The sequence below is a fragment of the Noviherbaspirillum pedocola genome (assembly GCF_016632335.1).
GTDB classification, from domain to species: Bacteria; Pseudomonadota; Gammaproteobacteria; order Burkholderiales; family Burkholderiaceae_D; genus Noviherbaspirillum_A; species Noviherbaspirillum_A pedocola.
Genome location: NZ_JAEPBG010000013.1, coordinates 109653 through 125969, shown reverse-complemented (window position 1 = coordinate 125969; position 16317 = coordinate 109653). Strand labels below are relative to the sequence as shown.

The 16317-nt window shown below is 62.5% G+C and carries 10 protein-coding genes; 3 read left to right on the top strand and 7 right to left on the bottom strand.

Translation table 11 applies throughout. The annotated features are described in order from the left end of the window. Nucleotides 1-3: 3 nt before the first annotated feature. The 4 genes from JJB74_RS23800 to JJB74_RS23785 form a co-directional block, all read right to left on the bottom strand. Nucleotides 4-1695: a sensor histidine kinase gene (locus tag JJB74_RS23800; protein ID WP_200596121.1), complete on the bottom strand. Its 1692-nt coding sequence runs from the start codon at nt 1693-1695 to the stop codon at nt 4-6. Next, on the bottom strand, nt 1692-3302 hold the full coding sequence (locus JJB74_RS33990; protein WP_325170164.1) for a methyl-accepting chemotaxis protein: 1611 nt from the start codon (nt 3300-3302) through the stop codon (nt 1692-1694). The genes JJB74_RS23800 and JJB74_RS33990 overlap by 4 nt, the downstream gene beginning before the upstream one ends. A gap of 69 nt (nt 3303-3371) precedes the next feature. Next, nucleotides 3372-3767, bottom strand: a complete 396-nt coding sequence (gene cheY, locus JJB74_RS23790; protein WP_200596120.1) for a chemotaxis response regulator CheY — start codon at nt 3765-3767, stop codon at nt 3372-3374. A 21-nt stretch (nt 3768-3788) separates the two neighbouring features. Further along, complete coding sequence (locus JJB74_RS23785; protein ID WP_200596119.1) at nt 3789-4439, bottom strand: protein phosphatase CheZ; 651 nt, start codon at nt 4437-4439, stop codon at nt 3789-3791. Nucleotides 4440-4958: 519 nt separating this feature from the next. Between JJB74_RS23785 and JJB74_RS23780 the strand changes: the two genes are divergently transcribed. Genes JJB74_RS23780 through JJB74_RS23770 form a run of 3 tightly spaced genes read left to right on the top strand, consistent with a single transcriptional unit; the run spans nt 4959 to nt 10013 of the window. Then, nucleotides 4959-6032 carry an HD domain-containing phosphohydrolase gene (locus JJB74_RS23780; protein WP_325170163.1) on the top strand — a complete coding sequence of 358 codons (1074 nt, stop codon included), beginning with the start codon at nt 4959-4961 and terminating at the stop codon, nt 6030-6032. Nucleotides 6033-6081: 49 nt separating this feature from the next. Then, nucleotides 6082-6948, top strand: a complete 867-nt coding sequence (locus tag JJB74_RS23775; RefSeq protein ID WP_200596182.1) for a phosphate/phosphite/phosphonate ABC transporter substrate-binding protein — start codon at nt 6082-6084, stop codon at nt 6946-6948. A 17-nt stretch (nt 6949-6965) separates the two neighbouring features. Next, nucleotides 6966-10013 (top strand): hybrid sensor histidine kinase/response regulator, encoded by a 3048-nt coding sequence (locus JJB74_RS23770; RefSeq protein ID WP_200596117.1) that lies wholly within the window; start codon nt 6966-6968, stop codon nt 10011-10013. 24 nt (nt 10014-10037) lie between these two features. On the opposite strand, the gene JJB74_RS23765 is transcribed toward JJB74_RS23770, so the two are convergent. From JJB74_RS23765 to JJB74_RS23755, 3 genes are all read right to left on the bottom strand, one after another. Continuing rightward, nucleotides 10038-11336, bottom strand: coding sequence for an NRAMP family divalent metal transporter (locus tag JJB74_RS23765; protein WP_200596115.1), 1299 nt, complete (start codon nt 11334-11336; stop codon nt 10038-10040). A 253-nt stretch (nt 11337-11589) separates the two neighbouring features. Then, the gene (locus tag JJB74_RS23760) at nt 11590-13101 is read right to left on the bottom strand and encodes an efflux transporter outer membrane subunit (protein WP_200596113.1); all 1512 of its coding nucleotides are present in this window, start codon (nt 13099-13101) and stop codon (nt 11590-11592) included. 1 nt (nt 13102) lies between these two features. Then, on the bottom strand, nt 13103-16315 hold the full coding sequence (locus tag JJB74_RS23755) for an efflux RND transporter permease subunit (RefSeq protein WP_200596112.1): 3213 nt from the start codon (nt 16313-16315) through the stop codon (nt 13103-13105). Between the last annotated feature and the right edge of the window lie 2 nt (nt 16316-16317).

Here is a 16317-nt window from a genome sequence, read left to right as displayed (position 1 = left end):
GCTCTACTGATGTTCGCGGACGGTTTCCGCTTCGCCCTCGCGCGGCTTGTCGGCGGCAGCGAGGGGCAGCGTCACGGTGAATGTGGAACCCTGGCCGCGCGCGGAGCGCACGTCGACCCGGCCGCCCAGGATGCTCGCGAGTTCACGCACGATCGCCAGCCCCAGTCCTGTTCCTTCGGCGGCGCGAACGTTGCTCGAGTCGGCCTGGTAAAAGGTTTCAAAGATGTGCTGCACCGCGTCCGCGGACATGCCGCAACCGGTATCCGCGACAGTGAAATGCAGCTCCCGTCCCTGCGCCGCCAGCATGAACCGCACGCTGCCGGCGTCGGTGAACTTGATGGCGTTGTGCAGCAGGTTGTTGAGAATCTGCAGCATCTTTCCGCGGTCGCCGCGCACGAGGCCGGGCACATCTTCGGCGACTTCCATTTCCATGTGCAGGCCCTTGACCTCGGCGCTGCTGCGATGCGCGAGGAATGCCTGCCGCGCCAGGTCGCGCGGGTCGAAGTCGCTGAGCGCCACCCTGACTTGCCGCGCCTCGATCCTGCTCATGTCCAGCACCGTATTCACCAGTGAGAGCAGGTGAGAACCGCTGTCATAGATGTTGTTTGCGAATTCCCTGAGCTCCCCCGGCGGCAAGTCTTCGCGCAGAAACTCGGCATAACCGAGGATGCCATTGAGCGGGGTGCGCAGCTCATGCGACATGTTCGACAGGAATTGCGTCTTCGCAGCGCTGGCGATCAGCGCCTGTTCACGGCTGCGGATGAGGCGGACCGTGAAGAACAGCAACATGCCGCACAGGAGCAGCACCACCGCGGTCGTCAGGACTGTCTGGCGGAGGGCCTGGTCGCGCACCCGCATGTAGGGCCGCAGCAGTTCTTCCATGTCCAGGCCAACGACGACATAAAGCGAACGTCCATGGATCCGGCGCCAGGCATAGAGGCGGTCGCGGCCATCCAGCGAGCTGACGGCCCGCGAAACGCCCTGCTCATGTTTTCTGATGCGCGCGAACAGTTCGCTGTTGGAAATATCCTGCCCGAGAGTGCCCTCCTCGCTCGTACGCCATGCACGCACGATGCCATCTTCGCCGACCAGCTTGATGGCGCTGTGTTCGCCGATATTGGCCGATTCATAGGTATGAGTGAAGTAGTACGGATCCATCGACACCACGACGACGCCGCCATAGCTGCCATCGGCGTTGGCGATGCGCCGCGTCAGCTGGATCGACCATTTGCCGGACACCTTGCCGAGCACCGGCTTGCTGACGAACAGCCCCTGCACCAGGCCATCGCGGTGCACGCTGATGTGCTCCCGAAAGCTCAGGTTCATCGGCGCGAATGGCTTGCTGGACAGGATGACATCGCCTTTCGCATCGACGATGGTGAACAGATTGAAGATATCGCCAAGGATCACGCCCGAATCGACCAGCTTCGCAATATCGAGAGCCATGCCCTGCTTCGCATATTCGAACGCAAGAAACTGCACGGCCTGGTCGGCGGCCTGAATCGTGCGCACGGTATGCGCCTCGAAGATTTGCGCCAGGCTGGCGGCATCCGATTCCCCTTCGCTCAGGAAGTGCTGCCTTGTCCGGGACAGTTCGCGTTGCGTCGTCAGCCAAATGCCCGCGACGAGCAGCAGGCTCAGCAGCGCGATCGAATACGCCAGCCAGTACTTGCCGAAGCGGCCCGGGATTTTCATCGCGATCCCTGGTATGCGATCTGCGGCGTCGGCGCAGATACCGCATCGGCGCGGCCGATGTGGAACACGGCGACCAGGCCGCGCAGGTCTGCAGCCTGCTGCCGCAGCGATCCGGCAGCCGCCGCTGCTTCCTCGACCAGGGCAGCATTCTGTTGCGTGACCTGATCGAGATGGCTGACTGCCTTGCCGACCTGCTCGATGCCTGCGCTTTGCTCGTTGCTGGCGGTGGTGATGCCGACCATGATGTCATGCACCTGCTCGATGCTGGTGATCACATCCTGCATCGTGGTTCCCGCCTGCCGCGCGAGCTGGCTGCCGCTTTGGACCTGGCTGACCGAGTTTCCGATAAGGGATTTGATCTCCTTTGCCGCGCTGGCGCAGCGCTGGGCCAGGTTGCGCACTTCGCTGGCCACGACGGCGAAGCCGCGTCCCTGCTCGCCGGCGCGCGCCGCTTCCACGGCGGCGTTCAATGCGAGGATATTCGTCTGAAAGGCGATGCCGTCGATCACGCCGGTGATATCACTGACCTGTGTCGAGCAGGCATGGATGGACGCCATCGTCGTCACCACCTGCGACACGATATTCCCGCCGTTTTGCGCAACGCTCACAGCCGACTCCGCCAGCCGGTTCGCCGCCTCGGCATTTGCCGCGTTCTGCCTGACTGTTGCAGTGAGCTCTTCCATCGCCGAGGCGGTTTGTTCGAGCGAGCTGGCCTGCTCCTCGGTGCGATTGGAAAAGTCCAGGTTGCCGCTGGCGATCTGGCTGGACGCCGCCGCAATGGCGTCGGTGCTGTTGTGGACGTTGCCGACGATGCGAACGAGGCTGTCATTCATCTCCTTCAGCGCGCGCATCAGTTGCCCGGTTTCGGATTGCGAACTCACGTCGATCGTGCTGGTCAGGTCGCCCTTGGCCACGCGTTGCGCCACATCGATGGCTTCGCCGATAGGACGGGTGATGGAACGGGCGATCGTTAAACCAATCCCGAACAGGGCGCCGCCGATACCGGCAGCCATCAGCAACGCCATCTTCGTCTGCTGCCATACCGTTGTGTTCACCTTGTCCAGGTACACGCCCGAGCCAATGACCCAGCCCCAGGGCGCGAAGCCCTTCACATACGACACCTTCGGCACCGGCGCTTCGCTGCCGGGCTTGGGCCACATATAGCGCTCGAAGCCGGCGCCGCTCTTCTTCACCAGTTCAAGCATGTTTGCGAAGATGCGGGCGCCGGTCGGGTCCTGGATATTGGAGATATCGGTGTTGTCGAGCTCCGGCTTGACTGGATGCATCAGCATCCTGAGCGTCATGTCGTTGACCCAGAAGTACTCGCCATCGCCGTAGCGCATCTTGCGAATCGCGCCGAGCGCGCGCCGCTGCGCCTCCGCGAGCGTCAGCTCGTTACCGATGACCTTTTCATGGTAGTAGGCCAGCGTGCCATGCACGGTCTCCACCGCTTCCTTCACGCCGTTCTGGCGCTCTGCGAGCACCAGCTCGCGTTCCTGGTAAAGGACGAAGGCGGTCATCAGGATGATGCCGACGAGCGCATTCATCGTCAGAAAGAGCAGCCTGCTGGCGATTGTCGTCTTTGAAAGCAAACGGGAGATATTCAAAATATTCCTTTGTTCATTACGTTGCAGGTCCATCGGCGGATCCGATATCCGTCGACGCCTTTACGAGATTCAAACCGCGCTTGCCAGCTTGTCGAAAATCTTTGTGAGCTTCTCCTGCAGCGTGCCCGCGGTGAACGGCTTGACGACATAGCCGCTGGCTCCGGCTTGCGCCGCGGCGATGATGTTCTCCTTCTTCGCTTCAGCGGTCACCATGAGCACCGGCAAGTGCCGCAAGCTGTCGTCGGCGCGGATATGCTTCAGCAGGCTCAGGCCATCCATCACCGGCATGTTCCAGTCTGAAAGCACGAAGTCGATCCCTCCGCCCCGGATACGGGACAGTGCTTCCTCGCCGTTCTCGGCCTCGACAAAATTCGAGTAGCCAAGCTCCTTCAGAAGCCCGGTGATGATGCGCCGCATCGTGGGAAAGTCATCGACGATCAGAAAGCATTTGCTATTGGCGGTCATTGCGTAGAGAAGGAAAGGTAATCAAAACCCGAGGTCGGCGAGCAGGTCATCGACATCGTTCTGTGCCATTGCCTCTGCCGGAACATCGGGGCCGGCAAGCAGGTCCATGGGCTTGTGGTGTTCGCGGCCGCTACGCGGCGCATTGTCGGCCAGAAGCTGCGCGAGCTCGCGCTCCAGCTTTTGCGTGATGCCCACCACTTTCTTGATGATCTGCCCGGTGATGTCCTGGAAGTCCTGCGCCATCATGATGCGCATCAGCCTTGCCTTCTCGGCCTCTGCCGTCGCGCCGGTTTCCCTGACAAAACGCCGCATATCCGCAGCCAGCAGTTTGAACGCGTCGACATCGCCCTCTCCGCCTTCGAGCTTCTGCCAGCGCTTCTCGATGGCGCACGCATCGGCAATAAGCGCCTCCTGCACAGGCATGGCTTCGTCCACCGTGTTGAGCACGGTGTTGGCGGCCTTTTCGGTCAGGGTTGCGATGTACTGCAGCCGATCGGAAGCATCGGCGACTTCGGTGACCACTGCAGTCAGGCTGCGGTCATATCCCAATTCGCGCAGGGAATCATGCAATTGACGGACGATGTGTCCGAGGCGGTCATACATGCTTCCCTTCGGGTCCACCTCTGCGGAGGCGAGGGAATTGGTGTGGTCATCGGACGTATGCGAGCTCATGCCTGTGAAATTTTCGGGTTAAGTGTCCGGGTTGGGTGTGACAGGCGCAGGGCCTGAAATACATGAGAAGGTCCGCGTAACCGGAATGGGGAGAAGCAAGCAAGACGGCCGCTGCTCCGGGCTGCCAGCGCCCGGTTTCTCATCCCCGTTGACGGTCGCCACAGCCGCGTCCCACCCAACCAGAAGTCAAACATTTCGCTGAACGCTGGGGTCCGCTTGATCGCCTTTGCGACTTTTGCTTACCGAAGATCAGCATCATTTACGTTTCTATGGAGAAATAATATATGATATGATCCAACGAAATCAACAAATTTTCGCGATTCTTTTATTTTATTTGTGAAAAAATGGATTTGAGAAGATGCTGCAGACCCCGTGCCGACCGCATTTTTATTTCCACAATAAAACTTTTTGTGAGACTTGGTGTTTTGCGCCGTGAAGCTATTGGGAAATTCACCGATAACCAACGGTAGAAGACCATCTCCAGAAGAAACCGAATCGCGAAGGAACAGGAGTGAGCAAATGATGAAGATAGTGATCGTCGACGACACGCCAATGTCGTTGACCATGCTGCAGTATCTGGTGCGCAAGCTCCCCGACTGCGAAGCGATCTGTTTCACCGATCCGCAGGAAGGCCTGGCGTGGTGCGGCGCGAATCAGCCGGACCTGCTGATCGTCGATTTCATGATGCCCGACCTCGACGGAACAACGCTGGTAGCACGCTTCCGCGAGAGGCACCACGACGTGCCGGTGCTGATGGTTACGGCAAATCATGACGTCGCCCTGCGACACGAAGCCCTGCAGAAGGGCGTCACCGATTTCCTCAACAAGCCGCTCGACAATGTGGAATTCATCGCCCGCGCCAGGAACATGCTCGCGCTCAGGAAGAACCAGAAGCTCAGTTACGACCGCATTTCATGGCTGGACGAGGAGGTGCGCAAGGCAACGCGCCAGATCGTCGAGCAGGAGCGCAGCACGATCTTCTGTCTGGCCAAGGCGGCGGAATACCGCGACCCGGAAACCGGATCGCATATCCTGCGCATGGCGCACTACTCGCGGCACATTGCCCGTGTGCTCGCGCTTTCGAATGCGGACCAGGAACTGCTGCTGGAAGCCGCGCCGATGCACGATATCGGCAAGGTCGGCACGCCCGATGCGATCCTGCTGAAACCGGGCCGTCTGACTCCCGAAGAGTTCGAGATCATGAAGCAGCACGCAGAGATCGGCTACAAGGTATTGAGCCAGATGCGTTCCCCGCTGCTCGCAGCCGCTGCGCAAATCGCTTATACCCACCACGAAAAATTCGACGGCAGCGGCTATCCGCGCGGCCTCACGGCAGATGAGATCCCGATATTCGGGCGCATCGTCGCGGTCGCCGATGTATTCGATGCGCTGACTTCGGCGCGCCCGTACAAGAAAGCATGGAGCGTGGAAAGCGCGATCCAGTTCCTGATCGACGGCAAGGGCAAGCATTTCGATCCCTCCTGTGTCGACGCTTTTCTCAGCGACTGGGATGAAGTGATCGCCATCCGCGAGCGCTTTGCCGATGATGAAAGCGCCAACGAAACCTCCATGGCTCTTGAGGTTCACGCCTGAGATTCACACTCAAGTCAACGAACAACCCTGACAACGAAACGACATGATCATGAAACTACGCCGCACCCTGCTCCTCTGCCTTGCCTTCTCCACAGCCGCCGCGTTGTCCGCGCCAGCACGCCAGGCCATTGCCGCCGAGCCTGGCAGGGTCTACCAGTTCTCGCCGGTCAATCAGTACGGCATCGAGCTGACCGCCAGCTACTGGAATCCAATCATCAACTACGTCTCCGAAAAAACCGGCTTGCAGCTGCGCCTGAAGATCGGCCGGACCTCGGCGGACACGACTGCCTATGTGCTGGCCAAGGAAGTCGATTTCGTTTTCACCAATCATCTGTTCAGCCCGGAACGCGACAAGCTCGGCTGGCGCACCCTGGCGCGTCGCAATACCCCGCCGATCTACGGGCAAATCGTGGTGCTGGCTGACTCGCCCATCAGGAAACTCGAGCAGCTCGCCGATCAATCGGTGGCCTTTCCCGGCCCCGAGGCGCTCGTCGCGTACAAATACACCTATGCCCATCTGCTGAATGAAAAGGTGCCGGTCCAGGTGAATTTCAGCGGCAACCATGACGGCGCTTTCGCCCAGCTTCTCAGCGGCAAGGCGCAAGCGGTGGGCGCCAACTCGCAACTCGCGGAGGGGTGGTCCAAGCGTGAAGGCAAGCCATTGCGCGTGCTGTGGCAGTCCGAGGCGCTGCACGACCTCGCCCTCATGGTCGCCAAGCATGTCCCGGAGGAAGACGCCAAGGCCATCCAGCGTGCCTTCGTCGGCATGGCCCAGGATCCCAAGGGCATCAAGGTGCTGCACTCCGCTTCCGAGCTGGTGAAGCTTCCCGCATCGACGGTTTTCATCTCTTCGAACGGGTCCGAATACGCGGCGTATCGCAACTTCTATCAAACCGCGCCGGTAAGCCTGCGCTGAAGCCAATGCGATACACCATGCGCATGCTGCGACGGCTGGAGAGTGTGCTTCCCGCCTCCCTGATCAACCGCGTCTTCCTTCTCTATGGGTTGACTCTGCTCAGCTTTGTTGCGGGCGGACTGGCGGGGTTTCTTCAATTCCAGTTCGATCGCGAAATTGAAAACACCCAGGTGGCATCGGTCATGGTGGTGGAAGTGGCTGCGCAGGCCATCAAGGACAGCGCAGTCATCGGCGACTATGACACGGTGTTCAAAACACTGGACCGCGCGGTGCAGGCGTCGATGTTCAGGTCCGCCGCCTTCATCGACATGCAGGATGCGCGCGTGGTCGCCAACTCGCGCACGGCTCCCAACCACAGCGCGCCCGCGTGGCTGGAGCAGCTCATCGCCGCCAAGCTCTATGACGTGAACCGCACGGTGACCGCCGGCGGAAGAGATTACGGCGTCATGCGCCTGCAGTACGACACGCAGGCCATTGCCTCGCAATTCTGGTCGCTCGCCGTCGTGGCGCTGAGCACGAGCGCGATGGCATTGCTGGCCGGGCTGCTACTGATCCGCGTGATGCTGCTGCACTGGCTGGGTGGACTGGAGCGCTTGCGCGATGTGGTGGAAGACCTGGGCACTGGCGCCATCGTCGCCGAATCGATCGATGCCAGCAATGAGCCGCTCGAAATCCGCCGCGTGGTAGACATGTTCAACCAGACCGCGGTGCTCGTTCGGGAACGCGAAGCCACGCGGCGCGCGCTGGATGATCAGAAATTCGCGCTGGACCAGCACGCCATCGTCAGCATCACCGACGCTGCCGGGAACATCACCTATGCGAACGATTTGTTCTGCCAGATCAGCGGCTACACCCGAGAGGACCTGATCGGCAAGAACCATCGCATCATCGGCTCCGGAATGATGCCAAAGGCGTTCTTCGAGAATCTTTGGCGCACGATTACCAGCGGCAAGGTGTGGAACGGCGAGATCTGCAATCGCAATCGCAGCGGCGTGCTGTACTGGGTCAATGCGACGATCGTGCCGCTGCTTGACGAGCATGGCCAGCCCAAGCAATACATCGCCATTCGGACGGACATCACGGCGCGCAAGGAAGTCGAAGCAGAGATGTTGCGCGCCAAGGACGCGGCGGAACAGGCAAACCGGATCAAGAGCGATTTCCTCGCCAACATGAGCCATGAGATCCGCACACCGATGAACGGCATCATTGGCATGACCGAACTGGCACTGGACACAGAGCTGAGCGCCGAACAGGCGGATTACCTGCGCATGGTCAAGCTGTCGGCGAACTCGCTGCTGCAGGTCATCAACGATATCCTTGACTTCTCCAAGCTCGAAGCCGGCCGGCTGGATGTGGAAAAAATCGGCTTCTCGCTGGAAGCGACAATGCATGAAGTCATGCGGGCCCAAGCGGTTCAGGCCCATGAGAAAAAGCTGGAGCTGTTGCTGCATGTCGCGCCCGAGGTGCCGTCGCGCGTCGTTTCCGACCCCGGGCGGCTGCGGCAGATTCTCGTCAACCTCATCGGCAATGCAATCAAATTTACGCATGCGGGTGAAGTCGAGGTTGCCGTTACCAGGACCAATGGAATCGCCGAGCCCATCGCCGAGCTGTGCATCAGCGTGCGGGATACCGGAATCGGCATACCGGCGGACAAGTTCAGCGCCATCTTCGATGCATTTTCCCAGGTTGATACGTCCACCACCCGGAAATACGGCGGCACCGGGCTCGGTCTGTCGATTTCCTCGCAGCTCGCCAGCCTGCTGGGCGGTAAGTTGCGCCTGGAAAGCGAACTCGGCAAGGGCAGCACCTTTTACCTCGATTTACGGGTGCCGGTTGCCACGCCCATGGAGGCTCCGGGCCCGCAATCGCTGCCAGCTCTGCAGGGCTTACGGGTGCTGGTGGCGGATGACAATGCGACCAACCGCAGCATTCTCATTGGTGCGCTCAAGCGTCTGCAGATGCAGCCGCATGCGGTGCCAAGCGGAGAGGAAGCCCTGGCGGAACTCGAGCGCGCCCGGGCGGATGGATCGCCCTACGCGCTAGCCCTGCTCGACGTGCAGATGCCGCACATGGATGGTTTCGAACTGGCGCAGCACATCCAGGAGCGCCCCGAACTCACCGGCGCCACCGTGATGATGCTCACTTCCGAAGGGCGTCGCGGCGATGCCAGCCGGTGTCGCGATCTTGGCGTGTCCAGCTACCTGGTCAAGCCGATATCTCACGTGGAATTGCAACGTGCCATTCAGAAAGCGCTGAGCCTGCCGGACAACGCGGACACGCCGCTGGTCACGCGGCACCTGCTGCGCGAATCGACCCGTCAGCTCAGGCTGCTGGTGGCGGAAGACAATCAGGTCAACCGCGCGCTCGCGCAGCGGTTGCTGGAAAAGCAGGGGCACAAGGTCGTGCTTGCGGGGAACGGCAATGAAGCCATTGCACTGTGGCGGCAAGGCGGATTCGACGCGATCCTGATGGACGTTGATATGCCCGAGATGAACGGCTACGAAGCCACCGAGCTGATTCGCCTGCGGGAACGCGAGACGGGACGGCGCATCCCCATCCTGGCTCTGACGGCGCATGCCATGCGTGGCACCCGGGAGAGCTGCCTGAAGCACGGCATGGATGGCTATCTCGCCAAGCCGATCGACACCGCCTTGCTCTGGCGCGAACTCGAAGCGCTGGGCGCTGCATCGGACCACGCGACCGAGCCGAAGGAGAAGACCGATACCACTGCGGCGATCATCGATTTCGCCAAGGTGCGCAGCGCGATGGACGATTGCGCCGAGATGTTCGAAGACATCCGCGAAATCTTCCTGCGCGACCTTCCCGATGAGATGGCGCGCCTGCGCGCCGGCATCGGCGCAGGCGACGCCGCCGTGATCGCCCACCAGGCGCACACGATACGCGGCATGGTCGGCGTCTTCCATGCGAAGAGGGCGCATGACGCCGTCGCCGCGATCGAGCAGCTCGCCGGAAAGGAAGCGCTCGATGAAGAGTTCGCCGAACTCGAGGCGGCGCTGGCTGAAATGCTTGCCGAGCTTGGCGAATATCGCTGGGAGCAGGCGTAAAGCTGGACGGGATGGGCGCGCGCCTCAGGCTGAGGGCATGACGAACATGGCCAGCGCTGCGCTCGCCATCACGCCAGTGGCGAGCCAGCCGAGTATCTTCAGGCGGCGCGTGATCACGAGCTTGCCCATGATGTCCGTTCGCGCCGCCATCAGCATCATGACCACCATGATCGGCACCGAGATGATGCCGTTGATGACCGCGCTCCAGTACAGCGCGCGTATCGGATCGATGGGCATGAAGCCGAGCGCGATGCCAGCCAAGGTGGAGACGATGATGATGCCGTAGAAGCGTGGCGCCGTCGCCAGCTCATGCTCCAGGCTGCTGCGCCAGTGGAAAGCGCCTGCCATCGCATAGGCAGCGGAACCGGCGAGAACCGGAATGGCGAGCAGGCCGGTGCCGACTATGCCCATGCCAAAGAGCATGAAGGCGAAATCGCCGGCAATGGGCTTGAGCGCCTGCGCGGCCTGTGCCGAAGTCTGCACATCGGTCACGCCATGGGCATTCAGCGTCACGGCCGTGGTCAGCATGATGAAAAAGGCCACCAGGTTGGAAAAGCCCATGCCGATGTAGGTGTCCGTCTTGATGCGGCTGAAGTCGGCGCGCGCCTGGCCCGGATCCACCTTCAGGGGCCTGGCTCCCGGGATGGCCCTCATGTCCTCCACCTCCTGCGAAGCCTGCCAGAAGAACAGATAGGGACTGATCGTGGTGCCGAATACCGCGACCATCGTCGTCACGTAAGCGGGCTGCCACACCAGTTCGGGCAGCAAGGCCTTGCTCAGCATCCTGGCCCACGGAATATGCACGATGAACACCGTGGCCACATAGGCGAGCAGCGCCAGGGTAAGCCACTTCAACACGCTCACATAGCGGCTGTACGGCACGAATACCTGCAGGACCACCGACACCATCCCGAAGATCACCGCATACACATGCGCCGATCCGCCCAGCGACAGCCTGGCCGCATCGCCCATGGCGGCAATGTCGGCGGCTATGTTGATGGTATTGGCCAGCAGCAGCAGGCAGACAAGGAGATAGAGCAGCCAGGCGGGATAGTGCTTGCGGATATTCGTGGCCAGGCCGTGACCGGTTACCCGCCCTATTCTCGCGCTGACCATCTGTATGCCGACCATCAGCGGATAAGTGAACAACAGCGTCCACAGCATGCCGAAGCCGAACTGCGCTCCCGCCTGGGAATAAGTGGCGATGCCGCTCGGGTCATCGTCCGCGGCGCCGGTGATCAGACCGGGGCCGAGCTTCTTCAGCCAGGGCGTCGGCTCGCTTGCCGTCTGCTCCGCCTTTCCATTGGACCTTGGTTTTTGCATGGCATGGTGCCGCACGATGGCGTGGACTTTCAGAATTGGACCAGGAAGTGTATCTCTTGTTCCACTGAAACGACCTTCCCGGTTGCGCGAATCCACATACTGACCGACATGCTTCCTGCACGGCGCATGGAAAGCATGAAGGGCACAGCATCGACATCGACCTTGCCTGGGACAAAAAACCGGCGCAACCCGCGTCATTGCCGCAGGTTGCGCCGGCGCATACGAAGCGGGGGGGACAACGGAATGGTGATGCTCAGTTGCGCATTCCCTGCTCGCCATTCGCTACCGCGCCCGGTGCATCCCAGCCTCCGCCCAAAGCCCGAATCAAAGCGACCGTCGTGACGGCGCGCTCGCCGCGCAGCTGCACCGCATTGCGCTCCACGGTGGCCAGATTGCGTTGCGCATCGAGCAGTTCCAGATAGCTGCCGCGCCCGGCGTCATACAGCTTTTGCGCGAGGTCCGCGGAACGGCGCGCCGCTGTCTGCGCCTGCGCGATCTCGTCGCTCTGCTCGGCCAGAATGCGCAGCGATGCCAGGTCGTCCTCGACTTCGGCAAAGGCCTGCAGCACGCTCTGTCGATACGAGCCCACCGCTTCTTCCAGGGCGGCCTGGCTGCGCGTGATATTGCTGCGGATGCGGCCGCCGTCGAATAGCGGCGCCGCCAGCGCTGCACCCAGCAGCCAGGAACGGCTGCTCCACTTCAGCACATCGGCCGGACTGGTGCCGATGCCGCCGCCGGCCGTGCTGAGGGTCAGCGCCGGGAACATCGCCGAGCGCGCCACGCCGATGCGCGCATTGGCTGCCTCCATCGCTTGCTGCGCGCCGGCGATGTCGGGGCGGCGCTCCAGCAGGCTCGATGGCAGGCCGGCCGGGATCAGGGGCAAGGCCGCAAGCTCGTCCATCGGACGGGCCGGCGCGCTGTAGCTGGCAGCCGGTTTGCCCAGCAACACCGCCAGCGCATGTTCGGTCGTGGCGCGTTGCCGCTGCAGGCCGATGGCTTCGGCGCGCGTTGTTGCCAGCTCGGTCTTTGCGCGCAACACATCGAATTCGCCGATATCGCCTTCCTGGAAACGGCGGCTGGTGATGCGCAGGCTTTCCTCGCGCAGCGCCACCGTGCGCGCCACCGTGGCCAGATCGGCATCCAGCGCGCGCAGACGGAAATAGGCTTGCGCTACGTCGGCCTGCAGTGACAGCAGCACCGAGCGAAAGCTGGCTTCGGCTGTGCCGGCATCCGCGCGCGCCGCGGCCACGTTCGAAGAAACGCGGCCGAACAGATCGACTTCATAGCTGGCCGACAGGCGGGCGCTGTAGACATTCGCCGGCGCGACCGCCGTGCCCGGCGGCAGATTCAGTTCCAGCGGCGACAGCCGGGCGCGCTCGGCGCCGAGCGCCACGCCGACCTGCGGCGCACGATCGGCCTGCGCGATACCGGCAATGGCGCGCGCCTGTTTCACGCGGGCAGTAGCCACCGCCAGCGTCTGGTTGGCTGCCGTCGCTTCCGCGATCAGTGCATCCAGCGATGCGTCATGGAAGCTGCGCCACCATTCGCCGCGCGGCTGCGCTTCCGCCGGGCGCGCGGGTTTCCAGGTGGTGCCGTCGGCGGCGCGACGGACTTCATCGGCGCCGGGTGAAGCAGCGCTCGTCTGCTGCTCACGGAATGCCGTCGGAACGTCCACCTCCGGCTGCCTGAACTCGGGCGCGGCGCAGGCGGACAACAGCAGGGCCGCCAGCAATGGGGCCGCAGCCAAAGGGCTCATGGTCTTCATGTCAGTGATTTCCTTCCAATGCAGGAGCGTGCTCGCCGGTATGGGCCGGCGCTTGGCCATCGTGGCCGTGCGCGTGTTTTGGCCTCTCCAGCCACTGGGCCAGCGTGCGCAGCAGCACATAGAACAAGGGCGTGAGGAACAGGCCGAAGAAGGTCACGCCGAGCATGCCGGCGAAGACGGCCACGCCCATCGCATGACGCATCTCCGCGCCGGCGCCGTGCGAGAACACCAGCGGCACCACGCCCATGATGAAAGCGATCGACGTCATCAGGATGGGGCGCAACCGCAGACGGCAGGCTTCCAGCGCGGCGGCCACGGTGCTGCGGCCATGCCTCTCCAGCTCGGTGGCGAACTCGACGATCAAAATCGCGTTCTTCGAAGCCAGCCCGACCAGCACGAACAGCGCGATCTGCGTGAAGATGTTGTTGTCGCCGCCGCTGAGCTTCACGCCGAGCAGCGCGCACAGGATGGACATCGGCACGATCAGAATCACCGCCAGCGGCAGCGTCCAGCTTTCATACTGTGCGGCCAGCACCAGGAACACCAGCAGCACGCACAGCGGGAAGACATAGACCATGGTGTTGCCGGCCAGGATGTCCTGGTAGGTCAGATCGGTCCATTCATAGGCGATGCCCTTGGGCAGCGTCTCCTTCACGATCTCTTCCATGATGGCCTGCGCCTGGCCCGAAGACACGCCGGGCGCGGCGCCGCCATTGATCTCGGCGGCCACATAGTTGTTGTAGCGCTGCACCCGGTCAGGACCGTAGGTGTCGCGGATCTTCATGAGCGAGGACAGCGGGATCATCTCGCCGCGGTTGTTGCGCACCTTCAGCTGCGCGATCTGCTCGCGCTGCGAGCGGAACGGCGCGTCGGCCTGCACCCGCACCTGGTAGGTACGGCCGAACTGGTTGAAGTCGTTGACATAGAGCGAGCCCAGATTGATCTGCAGCGCCTGGTTGATTTCCGCCAGCGGCACGCCCAGCTGCTTGGCCCTGACGCGATCGATATCGGCGAACAGCTGCGGCACATTGATCTGGTAGCCCGAGAACACGCCCTGCAGGCGCTTGTCGGTGGCTGCCTTGGCCTGCACCGCCTGCACCGCCTTGTACAGGGCGTCGTAACCCAGGTTGCCGCGGTCTTCGAGCATCAACTTGAATCCGCCGGTGGTGCCCAGGCCGCTCACCGGCGGTGGCGGCAGCACCATCACGAAGGCATCCTCGATCGCTCCCATGCGCTTGTTGATCTCGGCCGCGATCGCTTCGGCGCTCTGCGACTTGCCGCGACGCTCGTCGAAAGGCTTGAGCGTGGTGAAGACGATGCCGGCGTTCGGCGCATTGGTGAAGCCATTGATCGACAGTCCGGGGAAAGCCACCGAAGACTCCACGCCATCGATGCCGGCGGCGATTTCGGACATCTTGCGGATCACCGCGTCGGTACGATCGAGCGAGGCGGCATCCGGCAGCTGCGCGAAACCGATCAGGTAAGCCTTGTCCTGCGACGGCACGAAGCCCGGCGGCACGGCCCGGAACACGAATACGCCGGCAATGGCGAGCAGCACATACACCGCCAGCGCCGCGCTCTTGCGCTTCAGCACGCGCTGCACGCCGCCTTCATAGCGCTGTGAGGAACGGCCGAAGAAGCGGTTGAACGCGGCGAAGAAACGGCCGAACACGGCGTCGATGGCGCGCGTCAGACGGTCCTTGGGCGCATGGTGTGGCCGCAGCAGCACGGCCGACAACGCCGGCGCCAGGGTCAGCGAGCTGAAGGCCGAGATCACGGTCGAGATCGCGATGGTCAGCGCGAACTGGCGGTAGAACTGGCCGGTCAGGCCGGAGACGAAGGCGATCGGCACGAAGACAGCGCACAACACCAGCGCGATCGCGATGATCGGGCCGCTCACTTCCTTCATTGCCTGCACCGTGGCGTCATGCGGATTCAGGCCATTGGCGATATTGCGCTCTACGTTTTCCACCACCACGATGGCGTCGTCGACGACGATGCCGATGGCCAGCACCAGCCCGAACAGCGACAGCGTATTGATGGAGAACCCGAACATCAGCATCACGGCGAAAGTGCCCACCACCGACACCGGCACGGCCAACAGCGGAATCACCGAAGCGCGCCAGGTCTGCAGGAACACGATGACCACCAGCGCCACCAGCGCGATGGCTTCGAACAGCGTGTGCACCACCGAATCGATCGACTCGCGCACGAACTGCGTCGGGTCGTACACGATCTGGTATTCGACGCCTTGCGGAAAGTCCTTCGACAGCTCGGCCATCTTTGCGCGCACGTCGGTGGACAACTGCAGCGCATTCGCATTCGGCGCCTCGAAGATCGGGATCGCCACCGCGGACTTGTTGTCCAGCAGCGAGCGCAGCGCATACGAATCCGAGCCGAGCTCGATGCGCGCCACGTCCTTGAGCAGCGTGGTGGCGCCATCGGCATTGGTCTTGACGATGATGTTGCCGAACTCCTCGACCGACTGCAGCCGGCCCTGGGTGTTCACGGTCAGCTGAAAGTCGGCGCCCTTGGCCGGACCCTGCCCGATTACGCCGGCGGCGACCTGCACGTTCTGCTCGCGGATGGCGGCAACGACATCGCCTGCGCTCAGATTGCGCGCGGCGACCTTTTGCGGATCGAGCCAGACGCGCATCGCATAGTCGCCCGAGCCGAACAATTGCACTTCGCCGACGCCATGGATGCGCGCCAGCTGGTCCTTGATGTTCAGCACCGCATAGTTGCGCAGATACAGGTCGTCATAGCGGCCGTCAGGCGAATTCAGGTGCACCACCATGGTCAGGTTCGGCGAGCTCTTCACCGTGGTCACGCCGATCTGGCGCACTTCCTCCGGCAGGCGCGGCAGGGCCCGCTGCACCCGGTTCTGCACCGCCGTCTCGGCCTGCTCGACATTGGTGCCGATCTTGAAGGTCACGGTCAGCATCAGCGCGCCATCCGAGGTGTTCTGCGAGCTCATGTACAGCATGTTCTCGACGCCGTTGATCTGCTCCTCGAGCGGCGTGGCAACGGTTTCCGCGATGACCTTCGGATTGGCGCCCGGATACTGCGCGCGCACCACCACCGAGGGCGGCACCACGTCCGGGTATTCCGAGATGGGCAGCACGAACATCGCGATCAGGCCGGCGACGAAAACGACGATGGACAGCACGGCCGCGAAGATCGGCTTGTCGACGAAAAAGCGTGAGATGTTCATGG

Coding starts and splice junctions, on each gene's coding strand:
- JJB74_RS23800 (WP_200596121.1), bottom strand. CDS start 1,695: ATGAAAATCCCGGGCCGCTTCGGCAAGTACTGGCTGGCGTATTCGATC.
- cheY (WP_200596120.1), bottom strand. CDS start 3,767: ATGACCGCCAATAGCAAATGCTTTCTGATCGTCGATGACTTTCCCACG.
- JJB74_RS23785 (WP_200596119.1), bottom strand. CDS start 4,439: ATGAGCTCGCATACGTCCGATGACCACACCAATTCCCTCGCCTCCGCA.
- JJB74_RS23780 (WP_325170163.1), top strand. CDS start 4,959: ATGATGAAGATAGTGATCGTCGACGACACGCCAATGTCGTTGACCATG.
- JJB74_RS23775 (WP_200596182.1), top strand. CDS start 6,082: ATGAAACTACGCCGCACCCTGCTCCTCTGCCTTGCCTTCTCCACAGCC.
- JJB74_RS23770 (WP_200596117.1), top strand. CDS start 6,966: ATGCGCATGCTGCGACGGCTGGAGAGTGTGCTTCCCGCCTCCCTGATC.
- JJB74_RS23765 (WP_200596115.1), bottom strand. CDS start 11,336: ATGCAAAAACCAAGGTCCAATGGAAAGGCGGAGCAGACGGCAAGCGAG.
- JJB74_RS23760 (WP_200596113.1), bottom strand. CDS start 13,101: ATGAAGACCATGAGCCCTTTGGCTGCGGCCCCATTGCTGGCGGCCCTG.
- JJB74_RS23755 (WP_200596112.1), bottom strand. CDS start 16,315: ATGAACATCTCACGCTTTTTCGTCGACAAGCCGATCTTCGCGGCCGTG.